Source organism: Lysinibacillus sp. RU7, assembly GCF_057837305.1.
Window position 1 is genome coordinate 60809 of the sequence record NZ_JBYQFK010000015.1, and the last position, 24560, is coordinate 85368.

Genomic DNA, 24560 nt, shown 5'->3' on the forward strand with positions numbered 1-24560 from the left:
CTTTCTATTTGTAAGTATAATTGCCCCAGCCTTTACCGTAATTAATAAGAATATTTCATTATTTTTGAGCAACCCATTATTGTATTGAACAATAGTTGCTTGTAGCGAAGGTGCGAGAGTGTAGCTGACGGCATGCGCCTTTCGCTACAGAGCAATGTTTTTCTGCACCAGAAGTGAAGCGGCAGGTGCAAAGCTTCCTACGGGAACAGCGAGACAATCAAGACCCCGTAGGAGCGCAGGATGAGCGACGAGGAGGCTTGATCTCGCCCGTGGAAAGCGAGTGCCGGAGCGGAAAGCAACGGTTACTCAAATGGTAATATATGTTTTATATTTTACTTACTATGAGCAATAGGTTGCTTTTTACAACTTTTTTCACTTATGGTAAAGTAATAAAGAGATGAAGGAGGGGCTTAGGATGAAATTACGTGATTTTATGTTGGGAGTCGTAACAGGCTTGGCTGCAGCAGTTATCATTAAAGAAGTAACAGAAAAAGTGTCACCTTATAAATCGGCCAATGAAATTTTAGAAAATATTAAAGAGGACTTTAAAAAGGACTCACCGATCGACGGCTCATGGATTTACATGAAAACCGAAAACTTCACAAATGGTTTTACAGCCATCCCTGTATACCGTGGGGGCATTTCTCGTATGAAAGACGGCGAAATGGAAACATATGAATTTGCAGCCGATGCTCGTACAGGAGCTGTTGTAGATCTGCAACTCGTTAGCTAAGGGCGTCTAAAGTTCTTCCGAGACACCACAGGAGCATGATCGTTTTTTATAAATAGTAAAGGGGGCTGTTCAGCATTGAACAGTCCCTTCTTTTTGCCCATGAACTTTCTGAAGAGTAAAAAAACCGTGTTCTCCATAAGAGACACGGTCATTTATTTAACTAAATTGAATGAACGCTTCGTTTGAGCGCTTTAAGCTGTCTACGATTTCTTTTCCCGTCGCATCCCACTGAAGCATGCGGTAATATGCATCATGATAGAAAATGAATTTGTAGCCATTCTCAAACGCTTCTTTCATTATACGCTCTTTCGCAAACACGCTTGTCATCGGATAATCGTCATATGCCATGACCCATAACGGATTTTGATGCGCATGTGTCGGCATAATGTCCGCCATATGTAGTAACACTTCGCCATTTTGCTCTAAACGCACAATAGCATGCCCTTCACTATGACCACCTGTATGAATCATTTTAATACCTGGAGCTACTTCAAGCTCACCTTCATACGGTTTTACAAGGTGTTGTACTGGTTCCCAATTTTCTTTCCAATACGTATTACGTGAGCGCATGTTCGGATTACGCATTTCATCCCATTCTAGTTGTGTCACGTAAATGGTTGCATTCGGAAATGTTGGAACAAGCGTCTCACCTTCCCAATACGTTAAACCACCTGCGTGATCAAAATGCATATGCGTCATTAAAACGGCATCAATATCATCTGCTTTTAAATTAAGCTCTTGCAGACTTTCAAAAATAGTCGACTCTTCTGATACACCGTAATTACGAAGCTGTTTTTCATTTAACTTGCCAAATCCTACCCCAGTATCAATTAAATAATTTTTCCCTTCATACTGCACTAAAATCGGCTCACAAGCTAATTCGATTTGATTTTTATCATTTACAGGATACTTACGTGACCATAGCGCCTTTGGTACAACCCCAAACATCGCACCACCATCTAGCGCCGTGACACCCCCATTTAACCAAGTAAGTTTCATATTATGAAATACTAATTCATCCATCCATACATCCCCCTTAATACTATTTAGTTAAAAATTGCGATTCTAATCGATAAATCGGTTGACCTTTAGCCGAAAACTTTTCTTCATACTCTGTCATAATATTATCCTCAGGCATTTCAGCGTGTAAATCTAATGATACATAATTTAAACGCATCCCATACTGATTCATGCTTACTAAAGAATACTCGAACAATCCGCGGTTATCTGTTTTGAAATGAATTTCACCGTTATCGATTAAAACTGACTCATATAACTTCAAGAACCCTTCATGCGTTAAACGGCGCTTTGCATGACGCGTTTTTGGCCAAGGATCCGAGAAATTCAAATACACGCGAGCTACATCGCCCTTTGCAAAATATTCTTGTAACTTCGCCCCGTTTACTTTTAATAGGCGTAAGTTTGCTGGCTTATCTGCTTCGACAATACGCTCTAAAGCACATACAATCACGCTATCAAATAGCTCGATGCCGATATAGTTAATATCGGGGTTTTGCTTTGCCATGCCTAGCACAAATTGTCCTTTTCCTGTACCTACTTCAATGTGTACAGGATTGTTATTGCCAAATACTTCATGCCACTTACCTTGATAGTCCTCAGGATTCGGAATGATCACATCTGTATGCTCATTAATATAATCTAACGCCCAAGGCTTATTTCTTAATCTCACTTTTGTTTCCTCTTTTCTATAACTTACATCTATTTGCTATTATAGCGTAATTCTCTTCCTTTTGCTTTAATCCGATAATCTTTCCGCTATTTTTATTACTGCAGGACGAACATTTACGTTCAATGCAAACCCGTGATCGTTTATTTCTTCACCATCTGCGTGACACGGTAACATACGGTCACCTTGAAATTGAAACGTCTCTCCGCTCAGCTGTACAACCTGTGAAAAACGCGTATGTACGCCCAAAAAGACAGTCATGAATATCGTTAAAAACTTTAACCTAGATAATTTATGTACAATTGTTAACTCTAATTTACCATCTGTCGTAATCGAATGCGGTGAAATTTTCATTCCACCACCAAAATACGGTTGATTACTCACAGTCGCAAACCATACTTGATCATAGTGCAACCTCTGTCCCCCATGCTGTACTGTTAACGAAAACGGCTTAAACAAGAACAGTCCTAACACGATATAATACACATAGCTCAGTTTCCCCATCCCTATTTTATTCAACCATTTCTTTATATTTGACTCATTTGCTTTTATACCGACAAACGCATCAAAACCTATCCCACAGTTGTTCACAAAAAAATGTTCATTCTGACACTGTATGTGACCAATATCAATGTTTCTCACGTTTGGTTTGTGTAAAAACGATGCAATCTCCTGCGCATTGCGAAATGCAAAAAAGCCACGTGCAAAGTCATTCCCCGAACCTGCACGTATATTCCCAAGTATAATATAGTTACAATTTACACAACCATTTACTACTTCGTGAACCGTCCCATCTCCACCAATGACAATCAATAATACTTGTTGTTTATCATTTGTCGCACGTTCAGCTAACTCACGAGCGAGCAAAAAGGCATGTTTGGAATAATGTGAGATATGCGCTTCATACGGTACCGTTAACTTCCGTTTAAGGTTTTTCCATATGCGACGTCCTTTACCATTACCAGCAAATTCATTAATGATAAATGCTAGCTTCACTGCTCTTTTGATGCCTCTACATGCCAAATATCACGATGGAAGGAGGTTGTCTCGGCAGTTTTTAAAATCGCTTGTGCTGCACGGATTTGCATATGTTTCATCGGCGAAACAGATCGTTTTAACTGCTCCATCCATTGCGGAAACTTCCGTTTATCAATAAATTGTAACCCATACACCGTACCCGGATAATCAATATAGCCATTGCGTGATAAAATGACTTTTCGAATAGGGATTTCAATTCCTTCTTCTTGAAATAATCGCGTTACGATTGCCTCAGTCCGATTTAAATCAATGATGGGGCTAAGCGTTTTTTTATCAAGCTTCCCTACTTTTTTCGTCCAGAAACGCTCCCCACCACCTATGTAAACCGCTTGATTCTCTTCCTCCAATACTTTGACAACATAACAATCTGTTGGTGTCAGAATAATAATTTCCAGTTCAATAGGCGCTTTCTTTAAACGTAAAATCGGACGATAAAAAATTAAATAGCTGTCTGGTAACGTTTGCAATAACGAACGAAGCAACGTATCACGCATAAATTTTGGGTCTACATATGATTTTTCACGTAATGTCGAGCTAGCCCACTTTATTTGGAAATGGAAAAATTGATCCATAAACATATGCTTTAATTCAGCCATTGTTTGAGGGTTATATACAATATTCGGTTCGAAATGAAGCGTGGTTTCTTCCTCTGGGATATAGTCCTCATCTAGTTCCGTTGAAACATCTACTGATTCAACATCCTCATTTTTCTCGTCTTCTTTTGCACGATTTGGTAGTAATTTTTTCAAAAAGGAGAAACGTGATTTTTCTATTGGAACTTCTTCAGCTTCGACCTCTATATGTTCCCATTGCCCAATATCTCCACCTGTCTGCCATTGATATTTTACGCGCTCCCACTGCCCTTTTTTCAATCGCACAAATTGTGTTGGGTAACGAGCTAAATCGATTTGATAGCGTGAAATATAATCTTGTAGCTTCACTAATTGAGCCATATACACACTCCCCATTTTTTCCTAATTATAGCTTTTTATTATTCTACATGAAAAAAGTAGAGGTCGCTATAAGAGCCCCTCTACTTTCGTACTTATTATGCTTCAATTGGCTGTGGAATTTTTGTATCAAATTGTGCTTGTAATTTACGTGTCCACTCACCTGGCTTACCGCCACCAATTGCTGTACCGTCAATATCAATAACCGGTGTCACTTCTGAAGTTGTTGAAGATACAATGACTTCATCCATTGCAAGCAGTTGCTCTTTTGTGAAAGCTTCTTCTTTTACTGGTAGACCAATCTCTTCAGCACATTTTAAAATCACTTGGCGTGTAATACCATTTAAAATGAAGTTATCTGCTGGATGTGTGTAAAGAACGCCATCTTTCACACCATAAATGTTAGAAGATGAACCTTCTGTCACTGTTTCTCCACGGTGTAAAATCGCTTCGTAGCAACCTTTTTCATGCGCTTCCTGCTTGGCAAGTACAGCACCTAAAAGGTTTAATGATTTAATATCGCAGCGTAACCAACGAATATCTTCTACAAACGTTGTTTTTACACCGTTTTCAAAGTTTGCCACTGGGCGTGGATTTTCTTTGGCATTCCCTGTTAATACTGGCACTACATCATCGCCAGGGAAAATATGATTACGTGGACAAGCGCCACGTGTAATTTGGAAATAAATATGACCTGTATTGATCTCGTTTGCTTCCACTAATTGATGCAGTAATGTATATAGCTTGTCTTTTGTATAAGGAATTGTAATTTTAATTTTTTCTGCACTAGCGTAGAAACGTTCTACATGCTCTTCTAATGTAAATAATTGTCCGTTGTATACTTTGACTACTTCATATACGCCGTCACCAAACTGATAACCGCGATCTTCTTTATCTACTACTACCTCATTGTCCGCTACGATGCGGTCATTCCATAAACTGTAACCCACCTGTACTCATCCTTTTCTCTTCTAAGATTTATTTACTAGCTAATTTAACAATGGCTTCTGCATAAATAGCAGCGGCTTTCACTAAATTGTCTACTACAACATATTCATCTGCTTGGTGTGCTACATCCGGTTCCCCAGGATATAGCATGCCGAATGCAACGCCTTTTTTTAATACGCGTGCATACGTACCGCCACCGGTCGATAAAACTTTCGAAAAATCATTTGTATGCTTTTGATACACAGAAAGAAGCGTTTGTACAAGGTCATCATCTTCCGATACATAATGCGGCTTCGAATTTCCCGCTATATCAAGCGTAAACGGTGTGTCTGTCATATGTGCTTGTATATCCGTCATTTTCTCATCAAACGGATACGTCACAGAATAACGCATACTGATTTCAATGACGCCACCTTGTTCACCAAATGTGACAATACCAGGATTTAACGTCGTCTCCCCTGACATCTCATCCCGATATTGAAACCCGAGTACAGAACCAGTATGGTCCCCATCAAACACCTCTGTGATGAAGTGAACGAACTCAGCACCCGCCCCGATACGTAGCTCGGATTTTAAAAACTTCGCAAGTAATACAGCTGCATTGCGACCTTGCTCTGGCTCCATTGCATGCGCAGATTTTCCTTTAATAGTTATTATATAGCGGTCACCTTCTAAATTTAAAGTACCTTCTGTGCTATTTTGTGATAAAAACTTCTGAAACTTCGCACTAATCTGCTCTGACGCTTGTTTAAGCACTGCAATAGCTATGTCAGGCACCATATTCGTGCGCTTACCAGCCTCAAATGACAGAAGTACTTCTTCTCCATCCGGTGCTAACTTTTGTGTCAATACGAGATGCGCAATCCCTTTTTCAGCATTAATTAACGGAAAGTCTGCATCTGGCGCAAATCCGATCGTCGGCATTTCCTCTGTTTCAAAATAACGGTGCACACAACGGAAACCACTTTCCTCATCCGTACCAATAATCATTCGGACACGTTTAGTTAACGTAATACCCGCATCTTTCACCATTTTCATTGCAAGCCATGCTGCCATTGTTGGTCCTTTGTCATCAATTGCCCCACGTGCATATAGCTTCCTATCAACAATTCGTCCTTCAAATGGTGGATATGTCCACATCGAAGGATTCCCCGCTGGCACAACATCGACATGACATAAAATACCGAGCAGTTCTTCTCCTTCTCCCATTTCAATATGTCCAGCCATATTGTCAATATTTTTTACGGTCATGCCTTCTTGTTGCCCTTTATTTAACATAAACTGTAGTGCTTGTAGTGGCCCTGGTCCAAACGGTGCATCTGGTGTTGCTTGTTCTTCGTTTAATACACTCTCAATTTGCAACAATTCACGAAGCTCATTTAATAGCTCTTCCTGTCGTTCCTTCGCTAACTTTAACCAATCCATTTAGAACACCTCAATTTCTAATATCGCTATTTTACTCTTATTTCTTAAGATTACAACTTTCATCCCTAAAATAAACTAACTTTCCTTTTTATTTGAGTAAAATCTATTAAAAATTGTGTTGTCAATGTAAATATTCTAATATTTACACACAATATATAGAAATTTCATCGATTTTTCGCTATAATAATCTTATCAGAATATTTGTTCTGATAAAATTTAATATGAAAAGGGGCTGTCTAAGGCAGAAATTTAAAGCCTTTGTGCACCCAGCACAACTTGTCGTCCGCTAGTCTTTGCCATGAGAATTAAGATGAAGGAGTGGTTCATTAAATGATGAAACCAACTACTGATAGAATGCTTAATCGTATTAAAGACGTGTACATGTTTATTCTTGATAAAGGAGAAGTGTCTACACAGGATTTAGTCGAAGAGTTTAACATCACTCCTCGCACCATTCAAAGAGATTTGAATGTGTTAGCCTTCAACGACTTGGTTATGAGCCCAAGTCGAGGTAAATGGACAACGACGAAGAAAAAAGTAAAGCTAACTTCATAGAACAAAAAAAACAACCATGCAATAAAAAAGAATGCTCCTTTTCGTCGGGGAGCATTCTTTTTAGCTTAAACTTCTTTATTTATCCGTAAAACCATACATTGTATAGCAATCTTTCCCTCTATTTTTAGATTGATATAATGCCTTATCTGCCCGTGCAAAAAGCATCGCTTCCGTTTCCTTTTCATCTTGTTGCAGTGCTCCACCAACACTAATTGACAGGACCTCCCATGCTTCATCCGTCCCCTTCTTCATCCGAAAGGCTTGTAACACCTCATGAGCAATTGCCTCCACCCGATCAACTGTTGCATTCGGTAACACAATCGCAAATTCGTCACCGCCAAAGCGTGCGACGACTCCTTCCTTTTTCACTACGTTCTTTAAAATAGCCGCTGTATCAACTAAAATACGGTCACCTTCCATATGTCCGTGTTGATCATTGACTTGTTTAAAATTATCTAAATCGACTAAAAGGAGCCCTACTACATTGTCTTTCCGTTTTCGTTGAAGTAGCTCGTCCATTACATTTACATAAGAGGCGCGATTATTCACACCTGTGAGCGGATCAAATGTTGCTAGCCGAATCGTTTTCGTTAAAATACCACTAATGACCACGAGTAAAATTAATGACGTCACGATAGCAATCACTAAAATTAACCAGAATTGTTGTATGTTCCGCTCTAACGAAGCTAGTTCATTGCTATTCCCGTATTTCATATAAATCACACGTTTCGTTGATGCCCCCCGTACTTGCTCTGCCTGATAAGGGATAAACCTTGATATTTCCATATAACCATCTGCTAATTGATCCGTGTACTCTACAGGCTCCATCGTTTGTAATGCCTTCTCATACGCCTCTTTAAATGATTTAGCTTCATGTTCAATTTTATAATCTTCTCCTGGATTGGCATCTAAATAATAGCCTCCAGAATTTAAAATGCGCACTTCTAATAAGTCATCATACTTGTTGTTTAAATCTGTTGCTGTTTTGAAGAAGTTAAAGGTTTGAAAAAGCGGGACATTTGATGCATTCAAACCAAGCTCCAGCAAATATTTTTTGTCTGGCGTAGCTAAATAACTGTACTTCCATAATTCGCCTGTAGTCGTTGAAATATTAATCGCATCTGAATAATATTGTCCAGACAATCGTCGTTTGTCTAAGCTTGCGGAAAATTTACTACAACAAGCGGAAAAGCTGAGTCCTAAATCGGATGTAAATGTCGTATGTATTACTGTATTCGTTTCATCTAAAATATAAATTTCATAGCCATGCTGTGCCTTTAAAGCAGCCAAATCCCACTTCGACACATCTGGATTTTCCTCGTAAAGGGCAGCCATTTTACGCAGCTCTGTTTCTAATTGTTCAGACACAACAGAATCAAAGTAATAATGGGCATTATCAATGATTCTCATATCACTTAAAATATGATTTTCAATTAGCTCCCAGCTTTTTTGTTGTTCTGCTTTTATATCCTTACGCAATAATTCTTGATTTGTAAATGTTACTACAGATACTAAAATAATAGAAAAAGTAATTAAACATAAGAGTAATCGTATTTGTAATTTCTTCATAAAGTTCTACGTCTCCATTTATCTATGTAACACCAAAAGTACTTCCTATTTTCCGACATTTCTAATTATACCTTACTTTAGTACTAATATAAAAGAAAAAAGATGTTTCTTTACAAAATAGAAACATCTTTGTTATTTATTTCAATATTTTCCCCAACTCTTCTTCTGTTAATTCTCGATACTCACCAAGTTCAAGCGTTTCATCCAACAACAGAGAACCCATTGATAACCGTTTTAAATACGTGACTTTTTTACCAACGGATTCAAACATACGTTTCACTTGATGGAATTTCCCTTCTTGAATCGTTAGCTCAATCTCGGAAATCGCATCCGATGTTAAAATGACCAGTTCTCCTGGTTTTGTCACGTAACCATCATCTAGCTCAACGCCTTTACGAAATGCCTCAATATCCGCTTCCGTAACAACACCCTCAATGGTTGCATAATACGTTTTTGGAACATGCTTTTTCGGCGACAATAAATTATGCGCTAAATTGCCATCATTCGTAATAAGCAATAAACCTTCTGTATCCTTATCTAATCTTCCTACAGGAAACGGCTTAAAATGCTGCGCTAACGGATCTAGTAAATCGATCACCGTTTCGTCATATCGATCTTCTGTTGCCGAAATAACACCTGGTGGCTTATTCATCATTAAGTAAATAAACTCTGTATAAACAACCCGCTCACCGTAAACCGATACGTCTTGCGTCTCCGGATCTACTTTCATCGCTGCATCTTTAACAACAGCGCCGTCGATTGTTACTGCTTTTTCTTTTAATAATTGCTTTACTTCTTTTCGCGAACCATAGCCCATGTTCGCAAGTAGTTTATCTAAACGCATGCCGCATCCTCCTATTTAAACCCTAATTTCTGAGCGATTTTCGTTGCTCTTGCACCAAGTAATTTTTGCGCTAAGCCAATGCGGAAAGAAATTAGTCCGTATACGCCCGCTCCTACACTCACACCAACGATACAATACACGATCGCTATTAATTTTGTCTGTGGTGATAAGAATGTATTAAGTAGTGCAATGGCCAGAACAACCGATGCTGCCATGAGTCCTGTTAAAATAAAAATTAATAAAACGCGCCGACGTACCATAATTGATTGATAGTCTAATGCTTTGTGAATCACATAAATATTAATGCTAATTGTGACGCCATAACCAATTGCTGTCGCTAAAATAGCGCCGTCAACTTGTAACCACTTAATAAGTGGAATATTTAGTACAAGCTTCGTTAAAACACCGGACAATAAACTGAACACAATCCACTTTTGGTAGTCAATTCCTTGTAATAAAGAAGCCGTAACAGCAAATAAGGCAAACAAAATCGCCACTGGTGCATAATGGGCAAGTACAGCTGACCCCATCTCGCTTTCCTGATAAAGCACATGATAAATATAAGGCGAGAGTATCATAATTCCCACTACTGCAGGTACCGTAACAAATAACAATACTTGATACGTCTTATCCATCGCATGTCGTAAAGCGTTATACTTCCCAAGTGTATAATATTCCGTAATCGTTGGAATTAATGCTGCCGAGAAGCCTGTTGCAAGCATTACGGGGATAATAACAATTTTATGTGTTAAAAAGTTTAACATACTGAAATACGTATCTGTTACTTCAGCAAGCCCAATCGATATCATCGTACGGTTAAATGTAATCATATCAACCGCTTGAAATAACGGATTAGACAACCCAACAAACACAATCGGCACGGAATACTTCAAAATTTCCTGATATAAATCCGATAACGGTACTTTCTCTGCTGTTGTAATGCCTTGCTGTAGCTTTAAATCAAATTCTGGCTTTAGTTTTTTCCAATAATAAGAAAGAACGAACAATCCACCAATTGCACCGATAAACGCCGCAAATACCGCAAAGTTAATTGCTGTCGTGACATCTCCATCTAGCAAAAAGACAACGATAAATGAACCACCTAATAAAATAATAATGCGTGCAATTTGCTCAATAAGTTGTGACACAGATGTCGGCAAATAATGACCATACCCTTGAAAGAACCCGCGCAGTAAGCTCATAAATGGCACAACAATTAAGGCAAAGCTCACCCATTTAATAACATCTGCCACTTCTTCCACAGTAAAAGCTTGTTTTTTATCGCTAATAACGAGATGGGCAACCGGTGTTGACATCGCATAGAGAAATAAAAATGATATAAAACCACTTAACAGCATTAATTTCGTGCTCGAGCGAAGTAACCTTCTGCCCGTTTCATAATCGCCCATTGCATTGTACTTCGCTACAAACTTCGATACCGCAAGCGGAATCCCTGAAATCGCAATCGATAACATAATACTATATGGAATATAGGCATATTGGTATAGCACGATATTTTCTTCCCCTACAATCGCGTAGAATGGAAAAACATAAATAAGACCAAGCACTTTCGATAAAAATAGGCCGACTGTTAATATTGCCGTACCTTTCATCAATGAGGACATACAACCCTTCCAATCCTTTTTAAAATAAAAATATGTTCGCTTATGTATCATGTTATTCTAAACAATTGTACCTATGATTCACATGTTAGAAAAACACCATTCACGTCAAAATAGTGCAATAGGATGCCTTTAAAAAAACAATCTATTTGTTAGTTTACATGGCAAAACGGATTTACTCAATTCATTTCTCTAATTCGTGCTCGTAATGAGCAAAGATATATCCTAAAAATATCAGTATAATATTAAACTAAAGCGTAATCGTAGCCTCCGCGCTTTGCCACAGCCTGCACAGGAGCTAAAACAGGCGTGGCCTGTTTGGATCTCCTGTTCCGGCTCCTGTGGCTATGGCGCGCTACGGCAAAAGTAAATGCTTCTCGATATGATAGAAAAACATTTCTATTCTCTAAAAGAAATCATTTTCTTTCCATTTGTACTTATAATCGCCCAGTCTCCACTGTAATGAATGCGAATCTTTCATTATTTTTTAGCAACTTATTTTCTATTGAACAATAGTTGCTTGTAGCGGAGGTGCGAGACTCCTACGGGAAAAGCGAGGCAATCAAGACCCCGCAGGAGCGAAGCATGAGCGACGAGGAGGCTTGATCTCGCCCGTGGAAAGCGAGTGCCGGAGCGGAAAGCAACGGTTACTCAAATGGTAATATATGTTTAGTGATTTACTCATTATTAGTTCGTGTATAATAGTGGGTACGCAAATCGAAAAAGAAAGTGAGTTATTACTATGATAGACGTAATTGTAGTGGGTGGGGGTCCATCCGGCTTAATGGCCGCAATTGCAGCCGCTGAACAACATAAAAAAGTTGTACTACTAGAAAAAGGAGCGAAAGTCGGAAAAAAACTGGCTATTTCAGGCGGCGGTCGCTGTAACGTCACAAGTCGCCTATCAGTAGACGAAATCGTCAAACACATTCCAGGGAACGGTCGTTTTTTATATAGTCCTTTTACGATTTATAATAATGAAAATATTATTGAGTTTTTCGAAGGACTAGGTGTGAAATTAAAAGAAGAAGATCACGGACGTATGTTTCCCGTCTCAAACAGTGCACAAGATGTTGTAAATGCATTAGTGAATGAAATGAAACGGTTAAAAGTAGATGTTCGTTTAAATACAGTTGTTAGTAAACTACTGATGGACGATGAAAAAATTTATGGTGTTCGCCTCACTGATGGAACAGAGCTACGTGCAAAAGCAGTCGTTGTCGCGGTTGGTGGAAAGGCTGTACCACAAACAGGATCAACGGGTGACGGCTATCCATGGGCAGAGCGTGCAGGTCATACCGTAACAGAACTATATCCAACCGAAGTACCGATCACATCCAAAGAACCATTTATTCAATCACGTGAGCTACAAGGTTTAGCACTACGTGATGTTGCAGTATCTGTCCTCAATAAAAAAGGTAAAGCAATCATTACGCATCAAATGGACATGCTATTCACTCATTTTGGCTTAAGCGGTCCTGCTATTTTACGCTGCAGCCAATTTGTTGTGAAAGAACGGAAAAAAAATGGCGGAGCGCCGGTACAAATCCGTATCCAATCACTTGTAAATCACAACGAAGAGACATGCTTACAAATGCTCAATAAAACCATTAAAGATGAGCCGAAAAAAGCAGTCAAAAACTTATGGAAATCGCTCGTGCCTGAGCGCTGGTTGCTGTTTTTATTAGCACGCGCTAATATTGATGCCTCTTTAACAGGGGTGGAGCTATCACAAGACAAAATCCGCGCATTCGCTCGCGAATTAATCAGCTTTACGATGGATGTACATGGCACACAATCACTGGACAAAGCATTTGTGACAGGTGGGGGGGTTTCCGTAAAAGAGATTGAACCGAAAACAATGGCTTCAAAAGTGAAACAAGGCTTATACTTCTGCGGCGAAATTTTAGATATCCACGGCTACACAGGCGGCTATAATATTACATCTGCCCTTGTCACAGGACGCATCGCTGGCATGAGTGCCGGTGCAAGCCGCTAGGTAAGGGATTGATAGGTTCAGAATTTACCCGCGAACATATCATCTAAAAAGAAGTGAGCGCAACGAAACGCTCACTTCTTGATTTAACTACTCTTTTTCTCCAGTACATTAATACCTACGCCCATAAAAACGACCGTCATAAATAATAATAAGCTTAGTGGCTGAAGTAATTCTATGAAAGTATTAGCGCCAATGGTAACACCCTTTAAAATCTCCAAACCGTACGTAATCGGTGATATATACGATAACGCTAAAATAACTTGGGATGAAACAATTTCTAACGGCCAATAAGCACCACCGAGCATCGCAAATGGAATTGCAAGCACCGTCATAACCGTATTAAACTGTCCTGGTGTAGTCGCAATAGAAGCAACAAAAATAGCAATGGCAATGACACAAAGCAAGTATGGAATGACCGCAATGAGACTTTGTGCAAACCCTCCATAAAAATCAACCCCTACACCAAAATGAAAGATGCATAACACAATGACAATCTGCAAATAACCGAGCAAAAATGTATACGTTAAATTCGCTATATACACTTCCCATTTTTGAATACTGGCAACCGTTAATCGATTCCATACACCGTTTCTTCGCTCCATCACAAGATGATTCACACCACTTGCTACCGTATAGATGACCATAAATAGTGCAAAGCCAAACAAACTATGCAGCTTAGGATCCCATTCAAAACCTTTATCATTCCCAAAACTGTTATACTGAATAGCTAAACTCGGTTCTACTTTGGCTTGTGAAATAGCAGTTGTCACCTCTTGTTGCATTTCCTCTGGATAAGCATTTACAATCGCAAACTGTTGTACGATATTCTGATAAATGGTCTTGAGCTCATTTTGAAACAAGGTCGCATTCATAAAATCCCTCGACACGATTAAATCATAACGATAATCCTGTAAAAAAACCGCAACATCTACTTTCCCCTCTTCTACTAAAACCTTTGCCTCATCTTCTTCATAAACAGAAAATTCATAGTTCGATAATTTCCCTAATTCGTTTAATACTTGTTCTGTTTGCTTTTCATCTAATGCAGAATGAACCGCAATTGGTTGCTTTGCTTGTTGGCCAACCCCCATAATATACGCAAACACACATATGATGATCGTAATAACAATAAACTCGCTTGGCTTTCTTTTTAACAATAAAAATTTTGTTTTTAAAATATCCATCATACGACCCCACCTCTTCTCGGAAACAATACAAAGGCTACTATAAAACAAACTATCGCTAACATGCCTAATATGCCCATATAAGAGGCAATTTGGTCAAAAGTGCCCCCTTGCTGCAGCGCTAAGTAACTTTGAAGGGCTGCTCCATTCGGTGTCCAATTGCCAATTGCTGCAATCGTAGGGGCAAAACTACTAAAGCTAAAAAAGCTCCCACCTAACAAAGCTAAAATCGCCACAAATGTCGTACTAAAAGCATTCGAAGCGCCTGCAGAATTAATACGATAATTCAGCGCTGAAAGCAGTGCCGCGATAGTACCGACTACAAGTGCTAGCATAAATGTTACAACTAAATACATAGGTGCATTCGTAAATGAAATATCAAACATAAAGTAAGCTACAACAAATAAAATACCTATTTGAAGCATCGATAAAATAATGGTCGACATACAAATGGCCATTAAGTAAATCGCAGGCTGTATATTCGCTAATACAATACGGTCAAAAATGTGCATCTGCTTTTCCAAATAAGCTTGACTCGCAATGGTCCCGGCCATATATAAAATAAACATAACACTCATACTAAATGTATAATACGCACTCGTTGAAATCGGCTCTTTTTCATTCACTGTTGAGATAGAAGATGCGATTTCTATTTCTGGCAATACTACCTCCTCTGATAAATAACCATTTGACGCTAACTGAGTCATCAGTGAATACTGGTACTGATACGAATCTAAGACTCTTTGTATAACGGATGCTGTAATTTCCTTATTATCATTTAAATACACTTGAAGATTCGGTCTTTCTCCGCCAGCAAAAATAGACAGATAAAACGCCTCGGTAAATCCTTTAGGTACTTCAATAATGGCACTATAATCCCCTTTACTACGAGCATCTTCCAGTTCATTCGGTTTCAGATTCGTTACAGTCAACAGTTCCTGCATTTCCATCTCTTTAAACACTTTGTCTACAAGCATCGAAATGGGGAGCATATCGACTAAGCGATCTTCTATCTGTTCATCTACTGACATCGTCTCTACGAACGCTTGAAGCCCTTGCTGTTCATCATCCTGTTGTAGTAGCGCCACGTCAATCTGAATCGCTTCACTATCCTGCCCCATTAAAGAGCCTAATGCAAACCCAATAATATTAATTAGTACAATCGGTAACAATAGAAGAATCAGGAGCTCTTGAGGGTTACGCCATAATACTTTTAACTGTTTGCGAATAAGCGCTAAAAACATGACTTCCCCTCCTAATTCCTTAATGCACGACCTGTTAAATGTAAAAATACATCCTCCAAGGTCGGCTCTTCTACATGAAAGCTTTTTAACACGATGCCGTACTTTTCACATAACGGTAAAAGAATTGGTAGAAAGTCTGTATTTTTCGCCACAGTAAATGAAATATCAGCTTCCTTCACATGTACATTCGATAAAGCACCTTGCCCCATTAAAGCTGTAGCAAAATCATTACAATGCTTTTCTAGCTTTAATACAATCGTTTTTTCAGACGATAAAATGGCCTTAATTTCATCCTTTGACCCTGCTGCAATGATGCGTCCTTTATCCATAATATAAATCCGATCACATAAGTACTCTACTTCTTCCATGTAGTGACTTGTATAAATAATCGCTGTATTGGACTCTTTGTTGAGCCTTTTCACCGTTTCTAATATATGATTTCTTGATTGTGGGTCAATCCCGACTGTCGGTTCATCCATAATTAAATATTCTGGCTCATGCAGTAGTGCCACTCCAATATTGAGGCGACGCTTCATCCCACCGGAATAGTGTTTGACCAACTTCTTCACTTCATGCTCAAGCCCAATTTGCTTTAATACCGTATCGATACGCTCGGTTAATTTTTTCTTTGGAATTTTATAAATACTGCCGAAAAATTCTAAATTTTCTCGAGCTGTTAACTCCTCATATAATGCAATTTCTTGAGGTACAACACCTAATACTTTTCTTAGTGTACTTGGATTTTTCAGCACACTTTTATGTTGTAATAAAACATCCCCTTTTGTCGGTTGAATAAGGGTAGACATAATGGCGATCGTCGTTGATTTCCCAGCACCATTAGGTCCAAGTAAACCGACGATTTCCCCTGGCTCAATATGCAAATTCAAATGATCAACAGCATTCACCTTTTTAAATGTTTTCGTCAAATTCACAATTTCTATCATCGCAATAACCTCCTCTTATGTACTACTTTAGCAATCTACACATATTGCGACGACTAGCTAGCGTCATTTCTTCATATGACCTCCGTCACTTTTTACACAAATCCATTACGTACCGCATAAATGGCCAGCTGTGTACGGTCCCTCAGCTCCAGCTCGGTTAAAATATTCGTAATATAATTTTTCACCGTACCAACTGACAAATACAGCGTAGCGGCAATTTCCTTATTCGTTCTGCCCTCTCCAACAAGTTTAATAATGTCTACTTCACGTTCTGTAAAAGTTGTTGATTGCTCTGTTTGCATTGGCGTAATCGATTGATGTAATAATTTTGGCATCAGCTTAGCGGCAACATCTTCTTGAATGACCATCCCACCGATTAAAACACTGTGTATGCTTGCAATCAGTTTTGTTGGCTCATCAGATTTTAATAAAAAGCCACTTGCTCCGTCTTTTAATGTTTGATACGCATACTCTTCATCATCAAATGTTGTTAAAATAAGTATTTTCATATGTGGAAAGCGATGTCGAATATGCTTTGTTGCCTCTATCCCGTTCATCTCAGGCATGCGGATATCTAGTAACACAAGATCAACATGCACTTTTTCGAGCTGCTCCAATGCTTCCTTCCCATGGCTAGCTTCGGCTACAATACAAAGGGATGGATCTTGCTCAATAATCATCTTTAAACCATTTCGCACAATCAGTTGATCTTCTACTAATAAAATGTGATATGCCATTTACTTGCTCTCCTTTAGCGGAAAAGAACCTTCTACGATAAATTGCTGCTCTGTTTTATAAACTTGCAAGCGTCCACCAATTTCCTGTATTCTCTCCGTCATATTTTTTAGCCCAAAGCCAAGCACAATCGGTGTAGGTGTACTCACTTTATTTTTTACAGTAAAGCATATTTGTTGTAAGGAATCTCGGCCTAAAATAATATCAACCTCCTTCGACTCACTATATTTCATCGCATTCGTTAAACATTCCTGTAAAATGCGATATAGCACGATGCTCTGATTATTGGAAATCGCTAAGGATAATACGCCTTTTTCAATAGTAAAACGAATATGCAAACGACTTTCTATCTCTAACTTCCGAATTAATTGCAAAACGGATTCAATGCCATACGTTTCAGCCGATTTTAGCTGTCTTACCGCATAGCGTGTTTCATCAAGACTTTTTTTAGCAAGTTCTTTCACCTCATCTAGTAAATCCGTAGAGTTTTGAATCGACATCATCTCCACTTGCATGAGCAAAGCCGTTAAATTATGCCCTACTGAATCATGCATATCCCGCGCAATTTTTGTCCGTTCCTGTGCACGAACAAGCTGCTCCTGCTCAACCGATAAACGCTTTAAGGCACGATACTGTCCTAGTAACTCCTCATATAAGATGTTTTTTTCATTGGAAGCTTTAATATAGTAATGCAATAGTAACGAACAAACAGCTAATCCAATGACAAAGAACAAACTATACAGCGGCATCCACTGACCAATCGTGAAGCATATGCTCACTGCAATAATGAAACCAATAAATATACCATATGATTTAGACGGGAGCGAAAAACTCCCTTCTATCATAAAAAAAGTGATAAGTGGCAATATGTATAAAAGATCAAGTGAGGCAAATCCCCCGCCAAAAAGAATCAGTGAGATTAATACATAACTAATACCCCGCACTTTCCTCATAAGTGGTGTGGTGAAATACAATGTCAAAATAGCGGCACAAACAAAAAAAGCCGCCGTAATCGATTGTTTCGTTAAAAACGTATGGATAATGAATGTTGCAATTAAAATTAATAAACTAACATACGGCATGACCAAAAACTTCATTTACGCTCTCCTATCTAGTGTTTTTTTACACTCTTACAGCTTAATTCATTCTCTTAAATAAAAGAACAAATTTTACCACATTATAAATAATTAGTATAATAATACATCTTAGTCTAAAGATACAATGAAATCGGAACTTAAAATTAAATAAGCTTGCCCTTTCTAAAGTTTGACATTTAAATGAATATTAGTTAAATTATATTCATGAATATTTTTATTTTAATATTCACTAAAAGGTGTGGACACTAATGAAAGGAGCATTTAATGGGTAAGAATTTTACAGTGGAAGATATTCAATTGCTGAAAGAAAAGTTGCGCAAAGCTTGCGCAACTGGTTGGAAAACGAAAGGATATAAATTAACGAACATCGCTTTTCTGACGAAGGAAGTGGGCATATCAACCGGATCTTTTTACAGATTATATGAAACAAAAGAGGAACTTTTTCTAGAAGTGCTATTGATGATTCAAGATGAATTGAAAGAACAATGGCATTCGATTATGCAGACTACCTCAGGTGTTGAAGGTTTTAAAAAAGCGATGAAATGGCTGTTTGAAGAATATATAAAACATCCGAAATTGTATAACTTCAATAGTCCTGATTACGTATTATTTTTAAATAAGTTACCACAAGCAGAAATTGAAAGCTTCAGAGAAAATGATAAACATTTTCTCCATAATGTTTTAGCGCATTCAGGTCTACAGCTAAAAATTTCAAAAGAACAAGCATATGGAATCTTTAGTACATTATTATTTACTGCCACAATGGAAAAGGACTTTGGCTATAACAAGCAAGAAATATTCAGCTTTTTACTTGATAGTTCCATCCATCAAATTTTCGAAACTGATAGGGAGGAGAATAACTAATGGATCAATTACCGTACAATCTATTGTTTATCCATTTTCTACAAAATGATTCCGCAGCAATATTTAACTACACGTCATTCGCTCTCGCATTCATCGTATTCGTAGTCGGTTTATATTGTATTGCAAAAAAGAAGAAATATGGCGTTTATCTTTTAGTTTCTAGTTTATTATTACTAATCAATCCAGCTATTAGTATGTTCTTATAAATTCATTCAAACGGAGGAATTAAAATGATTAAATATTTAGATGCCACTTTCACAAAGGTAAATAAATTGGCCGGTGTTAACATGACTATTACAAAAGCTACTAAATCAAAATTAAAACTTAGTAGATATTTTACAACTACTTTAGGAGTAGGAGGCGTAACATTAGGCGTGATAAATTCTTCGATACCTTTATTAGTTTTAGGGACGATTAGTACTATCAGTTCTATTGCCACAACCATTGAAATCAGAAAAATGTAATACCCCTTTAAACAACTAAAACCACCAGTATAACTGGTGGTTTCAATGTGTAGAGGTTGTCCTACACTTTTTTTAATTAACCCCTACACTTTGAAGTGTACGAGCAATTTTTTCTGTTAAACGTGTTGTTACTTTTGGTAATACCATTTTAATCATTGGGTTTAATGCTACTGCAGCAATACCACCAGCAGTTGCTTCTACTGTGCCTGTCATTTTCGTACCGTCGCTGTGTGCTTCTGCTTGGAACTGACCGCTACCTGAGAAGTTTTCTGTAATCCCTTTAAATTCGAATTTAATATTGTTTGGTTCGCTATATTCTACAATATTTAATTCAATTTGTACTGTCTTTTTCAGGCCTTTCATATTGCCTTCAAACGTCCAAACAGATTTGTTTTCATCGATTTGCTCATGCTCTTTGTATGCCGGAACGAGTGTTGCCCATTTCTCAATTTTACTAACAAAATCCCAAACTTGGTTTACGCTTACTGGAACTGTTACTGAATGCGATGCTTGCGCCATAACTATACCAACTTTCCATCTGATTTACGTAAAAATACCTTTTACACATACAATATTACATAATAACATCGATTTGGAAAATAGGTATTTTATTATAGATAAGACACCCCAATAGTAACTACCATTATTGTGATACCTGTTCGAACCCATGAAAATTTCTTTACTACTTCAAGCTCCTCATATTTTTGAACAAAAACTAAATCAAGTATCAATATTCCCCCAATGATTAATATTAATAACCCTTTATGAAGCATAAAGTTTTGAAGTAAAAATATCGTTCCAATCGTCAAGAATAAACTAACTGCTGTCATGATCCAATAATGCTTTTTATTGGCGTATCGTATATTTCTTCCACTAATATGATAACGTTTTTTTAACCACTTCTCTGCAAGTCCATTCAGTAATAACAATATACACGTTGCTACTAAAAACGATGCCGGATTCAACTTTGGTGTATACTCTGCTAAATACGTAGCGGCATCCTCACCCGCTAAAATATAAAACTCCCCTGTTGTCACATTTTTAAATCCAACCCAAGAGGAAAAATCATAAAACTTTAATGATAATTGCTCACCAGATACTAGTTCTACCAATAAATCTTGTCCATCATGGTGCGAAAGAATAGCCGCATCACCAGGCTCTGCTTCACTTAATATTCTCTGCATAAATTGTCGATCTTGTGCACTCGTATAACGTTTAATACCTATATACCAACCATTTCTTGCAGTAAACTTTTCTTCTTCTGTTGGCAATATACTAATATAAAACGCTTTAATTGACCTATCCGATTGTTCTAGCGATGTAGTGTTCTCCCATTTTATCGTTTGACTTGGTCCAACAATGAAAAAGAGTACTAATACAGCCGCCATTCCGAGCAGCACCACTCCATATCGCCAATCCACACTTCGCTTCCTTCCCACCTTCCCTTCTATTTTCTCTTGTAATGCTGGTGTAAATCTTTGCTCTGTACCAAGTTCACGGTCAATTTGCTCCTTCCATTTAGTCATGCAGTAACACCTCCCATTGTTCTTGTTGCAACACATCCTTTAACCTCTCTCTTCCTCTACTAACCCTCGTTTTCACTGTATTTTCGCTAACTCCTAAAATGTCTGCAATTTCTCGCAGTTTATAGTCATCATAATAATGTAAAATTAACACTTCTCGATAGTTCATTGGCAATTTGAGCAAAGCATCGACTAAAATACGACGCTCATCTTGCCTAATCGCTTGTTGCTCAATCGATTGTTCTTTCGTTTTCATTTGAAACGGTGCGATGAGTTGTCTCTTTTTCGCACGCCAGCTACGAAGGTAATCATGACTTTTATGTACAGTTATTTTGACTAAGTATGTTTTTAAAGAAGAGGCTTGGCGGAAACGATCTTTTTCCTGGTAATATGCTAGAAATACATCTTGTACAACTTCTTCTGCTGCTGTCCAATCTTTCACATATAAATACGCAACCCGCATGCAGTACTCCCCATACATTTGCATGGCCTCTTGTAGCTCTTTTGTCATACCCTCACCTCTCTTTTCCTTATAGTCGCATATTTTCCCAAAATAGTTTCGAATTATCAGGAAATATTTATAAAAAAGCAGAAAAGCCATCCCTATACAGGATAGCTTTTCTGCTTTTATCGTTAACAATCACCCACCGTTTGCTTTGCTACTTTCGTAAATAAATCAAACCAATATTGGATAGCTTTTTTACATTTTATTAAAATCAACATGGAAGATAGATGCACCCTTTCTTAAGGAATGGAACCGTAGCTGGACTTTAATGTAAAAACCGTATTTTTAAATGTGCTAAAAATTGCTGTTGTGCCTCTAGATAAATATATTGCTGATCGACAATTTCTTTTAATAATTCCCGCTTTCTTTCCTCTGTAAATCCTAACGATAAAATCAGTTCACGTGCTTCTTTAGCAAATATCATATATTGTTCAAACCCATCGTCAAACTGTTCCATTACTTGGTCACGAATAGTCTTTGCTAAAACGGGACTAGTTCCCTCAGTAGAAACTGCAATGGATAAAGCACCTTTACGCCCAATGGCAGGAAAATGAAAGTTACTATTTTCCGGGTCATCCGCAATATTGATCAGCTGATTGCTTTGACAATCTACCGCCACACGTGCATTGACAGCCCGGCGATTCGTCGCAGCAATGACTAAAGAGGCACCGATACAATCGCCTTCATCAAATGGGCGCGCAAGCCATTTCACCCTGCCTTGCTCTACAAGTAACCGTAGCTCTACTAACAGCTCCGGACTAATAATAGTAATATTTGCTCCTGCTTCAAGCAGTGTTTTTGTACGACGGTATGCGATTTTTCCTCCACCGACAACGATGCATTTCTTGTTTGTTAGTTTCACACTAATCGGTAGCATCAAATCACCACCTCTTTTGTTATTGTCTTTGTATATTAAGCGTGGAAATTAGTGCCATCTGTTGTCGCTTTCACATACCCTGCACGAATGACAAAATCACCGAAACGTTCGCCTGGCGTACGTTCTTCTGCATAGCGTGCTAACATTGGCCGTAATTCCGCTAAGATTTCTGCTTCCCCAATATTTTCGCGGTATATTTTATTTAAACGATCCCCTGTAAAGCCGCCACCTAAGTATAGATTGTATTTGCCCGGTCCTTTTCCGATAAAACCGATTTCACCCATTGCTGCACGTGAACACCCATTTGGGCAACCACTCATACGAATAACAATTTCTTCATCACGTAAGCCGACTTCATCTAAAATCTCTTCCATTTTATCGATTAACGATGGTAGATAGCGCTCTGCCTCTGCCATCGCAAGACCACATGTTGGGAGTGATACACAAGCAATGGAGTTACGACGAAGTGCTGAGTAAAACTCGCCAGCCGTAATATTATATTGCTTTAAAAGCTCATCAATTTTCTTCTTTTTCTGTGGTGATACATTACCGATGACAAGATTTTGATTCCCTGTTAAACGGAATTCACCCGTATGCACTTTCGCGATTTCACGTAAGCCTGTTTTTAGCGGATAGCCTTCAAAATCTTTAATACGACCGTTTTGAATAAATAATGTATAGTGCCATTTGCCATCGTCCCCTTTCACCCAACCATAGCGGTCACCTACATGATCAAATTGAAATGGGCGTGCTTCTTGTACTTGCCATCCTAATCGGCGGTTTAACTCTTCCTTAAACCAATCTAAGCCACGCTTGTCAATTGTATATTTAAAGCGCGCATTTTTACGTTCTTTACGATTCCCGTAGTCCCGTTGAATTGTAATAATTTTTTCTGCTGTTTCAAGTAGCTTATCTGGCGTGATAAAGCCTAATAAACGTCCAAGTTGCGGGTATGTTTCATTGTCACCATGCGTCATGCCCATACCGCCACCAACTAATACGTTAAAACCGACTAGCTTTTCATCCTCCACAATCGCAATAAAGCCAATATCTTGCGAATAAATATCTGCATCATTATGAGGTGGAATGGCAATACCGATTTTAAATTTACGTGGTAAATACAGCGACCCATAAATTGGCTCTACCTCTTCTTGTGTATCCACAACCTTTTCACCGTTTAACCATAATTCATGGTAGGCTGTCGTACGCGGTAATAGATGCTCACTTAATTTTGCAGACCATTGGAATACTTCTTCATGTAATTTCGATTGGTATGGATTTGCATTACACATAACGTTACGATTTACGTCACCACATGCAGCCATGGAATCTAACAATACATCATTAATACCTTGCATAAATGTTTTGACGTTCCATTTTAAAATGCCGTGCAATTGGAATGCTTGACGTGTCGTTAATTTTAATGTGCCATTTCCAACTTCATCTGACAATTGGTCCATCACTAACCATTGTGCTGCTGTTGCCACTCCACCTGGTGTTCGAACACGTACCATGAATTGATAAGCGGGCTCCAGTTTGGATTTTGCTCGTTCATTCCGTAAATCACGGTCATCTTGCAAATAGCTACCATGGAATTTCATTAAACGATTATCATCATCTGGAATACCCGAACTAATCGGATATTCCATCGTTTTTTCTAGCGTTCCACGTAAATAATTACTTTCTTCTTTAATTCGTTCTACATCACTTAATGGTCCTTCTTGTGGTGGCAATACGATTTTTTGTGACATTG

25 protein-coding genes are annotated in these 24560 nt (G+C 38.3%); 6 read left to right on the forward strand and 19 right to left on the reverse strand.

Features of this window, described 5'->3' with window-relative positions:
- The first annotated feature begins 415 nt into the window (after window positions 1-415).
- Window positions 416-733: a hypothetical protein gene (locus AC3II9_RS12310; RefSeq protein ID WP_391368515.1), complete on the forward strand. Its 318-nt coding sequence runs from the start codon at window positions 416-418 to the stop codon at window positions 731-733.
- A 156-nt stretch (window positions 734-889) separates the two neighbouring features.
- Here the strand turns inward: AC3II9_RS12310 and AC3II9_RS12315 are convergent, their stop codons facing one another.
- The 6 genes from AC3II9_RS12315 to pepV all read right to left on the reverse strand — a co-directional run bounded on the left by AC3II9_RS12315 (window position 890) and on the right by pepV (window position 6781).
- Entirely contained in the window at window positions 890-1756 is an 867-nt protein-coding gene (locus tag AC3II9_RS12315; protein ID WP_489155832.1) for a YtnP family quorum-quenching lactonase, read from the reverse strand.
- Window positions 1757-1775: 19 nt separating this feature from the next.
- Window positions 1776-2423 carry a tRNA (guanosine(46)-N7)-methyltransferase TrmB gene (gene trmB / locus AC3II9_RS12320; protein ID WP_489155833.1) on the reverse strand — a complete coding sequence of 216 codons (648 nt, stop codon included), beginning with the start codon at window positions 2421-2423 and terminating at the stop codon, window positions 1776-1778.
- Between the two features lie 66 nt (window positions 2424-2489).
- Window positions 2490-3416, reverse strand: coding sequence for a diacylglycerol/lipid kinase family protein (locus AC3II9_RS12325; protein ID WP_489155834.1), 927 nt, complete (start codon window positions 3414-3416; stop codon window positions 2490-2492).
- On the reverse strand, window positions 3413-4411 hold the full coding sequence (locus tag AC3II9_RS12330; protein ID WP_489155836.1) for a nuclease-related domain-containing protein: 999 nt from the start codon (window positions 4409-4411) through the stop codon (window positions 3413-3415). The genes AC3II9_RS12325 and AC3II9_RS12330 overlap by 4 nt, the downstream gene beginning before the upstream one ends.
- A 95-nt stretch (window positions 4412-4506) precedes the next feature.
- Entirely contained in the window at window positions 4507-5358 is an 852-nt protein-coding gene (gene dat, locus AC3II9_RS12335) for a D-amino-acid transaminase (RefSeq protein ID WP_489155838.1), read from the reverse strand.
- Window positions 5359-5386: 28 nt separating this feature from the next.
- A complete protein-coding gene (gene pepV, locus AC3II9_RS12340; protein WP_489155840.1) occupies window positions 5387-6781 on the reverse strand; it encodes a dipeptidase PepV in 1395 nt (464 codons plus the stop codon).
- 333 nt (window positions 6782-7114) lie between these two features.
- Between pepV and AC3II9_RS12345 the strand changes: the two genes are divergently transcribed.
- A complete protein-coding gene (locus AC3II9_RS12345; RefSeq protein WP_391369330.1) occupies window positions 7115-7336 on the forward strand; it encodes a DeoR family transcriptional regulator in 222 nt (73 codons plus the stop codon).
- 75 nt (window positions 7337-7411) lie between these two features.
- Here AC3II9_RS12345 and AC3II9_RS12350 read toward each other — a convergent pair whose 3' ends face one another.
- From AC3II9_RS12350 to AC3II9_RS12360, 3 genes are all read right to left on the reverse strand, one after another.
- On the reverse strand, window positions 7412-8905 hold the full coding sequence (locus AC3II9_RS12350) for a GGDEF domain-containing protein (protein WP_489155842.1): 1494 nt from the start codon (window positions 8903-8905) through the stop codon (window positions 7412-7414).
- A 136-nt stretch (window positions 8906-9041) separates the two neighbouring features.
- Entirely contained in the window at window positions 9042-9749 is a 708-nt protein-coding gene (locus tag AC3II9_RS12355) for a pseudouridine synthase (protein ID WP_489155843.1), read from the reverse strand.
- Between the two features lie 11 nt (window positions 9750-9760).
- On the reverse strand, window positions 9761-11374 hold the full coding sequence (locus AC3II9_RS12360; protein WP_489155845.1) for a putative polysaccharide biosynthesis protein: 1614 nt from the start codon (window positions 11372-11374) through the stop codon (window positions 9761-9763).
- A 739-nt stretch (window positions 11375-12113) separates the two neighbouring features.
- Between AC3II9_RS12360 and AC3II9_RS12365 the strand changes: the two genes are divergently transcribed.
- Window positions 12114-13370, forward strand: coding sequence for a BaiN/RdsA family NAD(P)/FAD-dependent oxidoreductase (locus tag AC3II9_RS12365; protein WP_489155847.1), 1257 nt, complete (start codon window positions 12114-12116; stop codon window positions 13368-13370).
- 83 nt (window positions 13371-13453) lie between these two features.
- Here AC3II9_RS12365 and AC3II9_RS12370 read toward each other — a convergent pair whose 3' ends face one another.
- From AC3II9_RS12370 to AC3II9_RS12390, 5 genes are all read right to left on the reverse strand, one after another.
- Entirely contained in the window at window positions 13454-14554 is a 1101-nt protein-coding gene (locus tag AC3II9_RS12370; protein WP_489155848.1) for an ABC transporter permease, read from the reverse strand.
- Window positions 14554-15798 carry an ABC transporter permease gene (locus tag AC3II9_RS12375; RefSeq protein WP_489155850.1) on the reverse strand — a complete coding sequence of 415 codons (1245 nt, stop codon included), beginning with the start codon at window positions 15796-15798 and terminating at the stop codon, window positions 14554-14556. The genes AC3II9_RS12370 and AC3II9_RS12375 overlap by 1 nt, the downstream gene beginning before the upstream one ends.
- A gap of 11 nt (window positions 15799-15809) precedes the next feature.
- The gene (locus AC3II9_RS12380; RefSeq protein WP_489155852.1) at window positions 15810-16742 is read right to left on the reverse strand and encodes an ABC transporter ATP-binding protein; all 933 of its coding nucleotides are present in this window, start codon (window positions 16740-16742) and stop codon (window positions 15810-15812) included.
- 92 nt (window positions 16743-16834) lie between these two features.
- Window positions 16835-17479, reverse strand: coding sequence for a response regulator (locus AC3II9_RS12385; RefSeq protein WP_489155854.1), 645 nt, complete (start codon window positions 17477-17479; stop codon window positions 16835-16837).
- On the reverse strand, window positions 17480-18574 hold the full coding sequence (locus AC3II9_RS12390; protein WP_489155856.1) for a sensor histidine kinase: 1095 nt from the start codon (window positions 18572-18574) through the stop codon (window positions 17480-17482).
- Window positions 18575-18838: 264 nt separating this feature from the next.
- Between AC3II9_RS12390 and AC3II9_RS12395 the strand changes: the two genes are divergently transcribed.
- The 3 genes from AC3II9_RS12395 to AC3II9_RS12405 are packed head-to-tail and all read left to right on the forward strand — an operon-like array spanning window position 18839 to window position 19902.
- Entirely contained in the window at window positions 18839-19438 is a 600-nt protein-coding gene (locus AC3II9_RS12395) for a TetR/AcrR family transcriptional regulator (RefSeq protein ID WP_489155858.1), read from the forward strand.
- Window positions 19438-19644, forward strand: coding sequence for a hypothetical protein (locus tag AC3II9_RS12400; RefSeq protein ID WP_489155860.1), 207 nt, complete (start codon window positions 19438-19440; stop codon window positions 19642-19644). Before AC3II9_RS12395 ends, AC3II9_RS12400 begins: the two co-directional genes overlap by 1 nt.
- 24 nt (window positions 19645-19668) lie before the next feature.
- Complete coding sequence (locus AC3II9_RS12405) at window positions 19669-19902, forward strand: hypothetical protein (protein WP_489155862.1); 234 nt, start codon at window positions 19669-19671, stop codon at window positions 19900-19902.
- A 72-nt stretch (window positions 19903-19974) separates the two neighbouring features.
- Here AC3II9_RS12405 and AC3II9_RS12410 read toward each other — a convergent pair whose 3' ends face one another.
- From AC3II9_RS12410 to cysI, 5 genes are all read right to left on the reverse strand, one after another.
- On the reverse strand, window positions 19975-20421 hold the full coding sequence (locus tag AC3II9_RS12410) for an SRPBCC family protein (RefSeq protein WP_489155863.1): 447 nt from the start codon (window positions 20419-20421) through the stop codon (window positions 19975-19977).
- A gap of 92 nt (window positions 20422-20513) precedes the next feature.
- Complete coding sequence (locus tag AC3II9_RS12415) at window positions 20514-21428, reverse strand: hypothetical protein (RefSeq protein ID WP_489155865.1); 915 nt, start codon at window positions 21426-21428, stop codon at window positions 20514-20516.
- The gene (locus AC3II9_RS12420) at window positions 21421-21936 is read right to left on the reverse strand and encodes a sigma-70 family RNA polymerase sigma factor (protein WP_489155867.1); all 516 of its coding nucleotides are present in this window, start codon (window positions 21934-21936) and stop codon (window positions 21421-21423) included. The genes AC3II9_RS12415 and AC3II9_RS12420 overlap by 8 nt, the downstream gene beginning before the upstream one ends.
- A gap of 259 nt (window positions 21937-22195) precedes the next feature.
- Entirely contained in the window at window positions 22196-22807 is a 612-nt protein-coding gene (locus AC3II9_RS12425; RefSeq protein ID WP_489155869.1) for a precorrin-2 dehydrogenase/sirohydrochlorin ferrochelatase family protein, read from the reverse strand.
- Between the two features lie 35 nt (window positions 22808-22842).
- Window positions 22843-24558, reverse strand: coding sequence for an assimilatory sulfite reductase (NADPH) hemoprotein subunit (cysI, locus tag AC3II9_RS12430; protein WP_489155871.1), 1716 nt, complete (start codon window positions 24556-24558; stop codon window positions 22843-22845).
- Window positions 24559-24560 lie beyond the last annotated feature (2 nt).

Coding starts and splice junctions, on each gene's coding strand:
- AC3II9_RS12310 (WP_391368515.1), top strand. CDS start 416: ATGAAATTACGTGATTTTATGTTGGGAGTCGTAACAGGCTTGGCTGCA.
- AC3II9_RS12315 (WP_489155832.1), bottom strand. CDS start 1,756: ATGGATGAATTAGTATTTCATAATATGAAACTTACTTGGTTAAATGGG.
- AC3II9_RS12330 (WP_489155836.1), bottom strand. CDS start 4,411: ATGGCTCAATTAGTGAAGCTACAAGATTATATTTCACGCTATCAAATC.
- pepV (WP_489155840.1), bottom strand. CDS start 6,781: ATGGATTGGTTAAAGTTAGCGAAGGAACGACAGGAAGAGCTATTAAAT.
- AC3II9_RS12345 (WP_391369330.1), top strand. CDS start 7,115: ATGAAACCAACTACTGATAGAATGCTTAATCGTATTAAAGACGTGTAC.
- AC3II9_RS12350 (WP_489155842.1), bottom strand. CDS start 8,905: ATGAAGAAATTACAAATACGATTACTCTTATGTTTAATTACTTTTTCT.
- AC3II9_RS12355 (WP_489155843.1), bottom strand. CDS start 9,749: ATGCGTTTAGATAAACTACTTGCGAACATGGGCTATGGTTCGCGAAAA.
- AC3II9_RS12360 (WP_489155845.1), bottom strand. CDS start 11,374: ATGTCCTCATTGATGAAAGGTACGGCAATATTAACAGTCGGCCTATTT.
- AC3II9_RS12365 (WP_489155847.1), top strand. CDS start 12,114: ATGATAGACGTAATTGTAGTGGGTGGGGGTCCATCCGGCTTAATGGCC.
- AC3II9_RS12370 (WP_489155848.1), bottom strand. CDS start 14,554: ATGGATATTTTAAAAACAAAATTTTTATTGTTAAAAAGAAAGCCAAGC.
- AC3II9_RS12375 (WP_489155850.1), bottom strand. CDS start 15,798: ATGTTTTTAGCGCTTATTCGCAAACAGTTAAAAGTATTATGGCGTAAC.
- AC3II9_RS12380 (WP_489155852.1), bottom strand. CDS start 16,742: ATGATAGAAATTGTGAATTTGACGAAAACATTTAAAAAGGTGAATGCT.
- AC3II9_RS12385 (WP_489155854.1), bottom strand. CDS start 17,479: ATGGCATATCACATTTTATTAGTAGAAGATCAACTGATTGTGCGAAAT.
- AC3II9_RS12390 (WP_489155856.1), bottom strand. CDS start 18,574: ATGAAGTTTTTGGTCATGCCGTATGTTAGTTTATTAATTTTAATTGCA.
- AC3II9_RS12395 (WP_489155858.1), top strand. CDS start 18,839: ATGGGTAAGAATTTTACAGTGGAAGATATTCAATTGCTGAAAGAAAAG.
- AC3II9_RS12400 (WP_489155860.1), top strand. CDS start 19,438: ATGGATCAATTACCGTACAATCTATTGTTTATCCATTTTCTACAAAAT.
- AC3II9_RS12405 (WP_489155862.1), top strand. CDS start 19,669: ATGATTAAATATTTAGATGCCACTTTCACAAAGGTAAATAAATTGGCC.
- AC3II9_RS12410 (WP_489155863.1), bottom strand. CDS start 20,421: ATGGCGCAAGCATCGCATTCAGTAACAGTTCCAGTAAGCGTAAACCAA.
- AC3II9_RS12415 (WP_489155865.1), bottom strand. CDS start 21,428: ATGACTAAATGGAAGGAGCAAATTGACCGTGAACTTGGTACAGAGCAA.
- AC3II9_RS12420 (WP_489155867.1), bottom strand. CDS start 21,936: ATGACAAAAGAGCTACAAGAGGCCATGCAAATGTATGGGGAGTACTGC.
- AC3II9_RS12425 (WP_489155869.1), bottom strand. CDS start 22,807: ATGCTACCGATTAGTGTGAAACTAACAAACAAGAAATGCATCGTTGTC.
- cysI (WP_489155871.1), bottom strand. CDS start 24,558: ATGTCACAAAAAATCGTATTGCCACCACAAGAAGGACCATTAAGTGAT.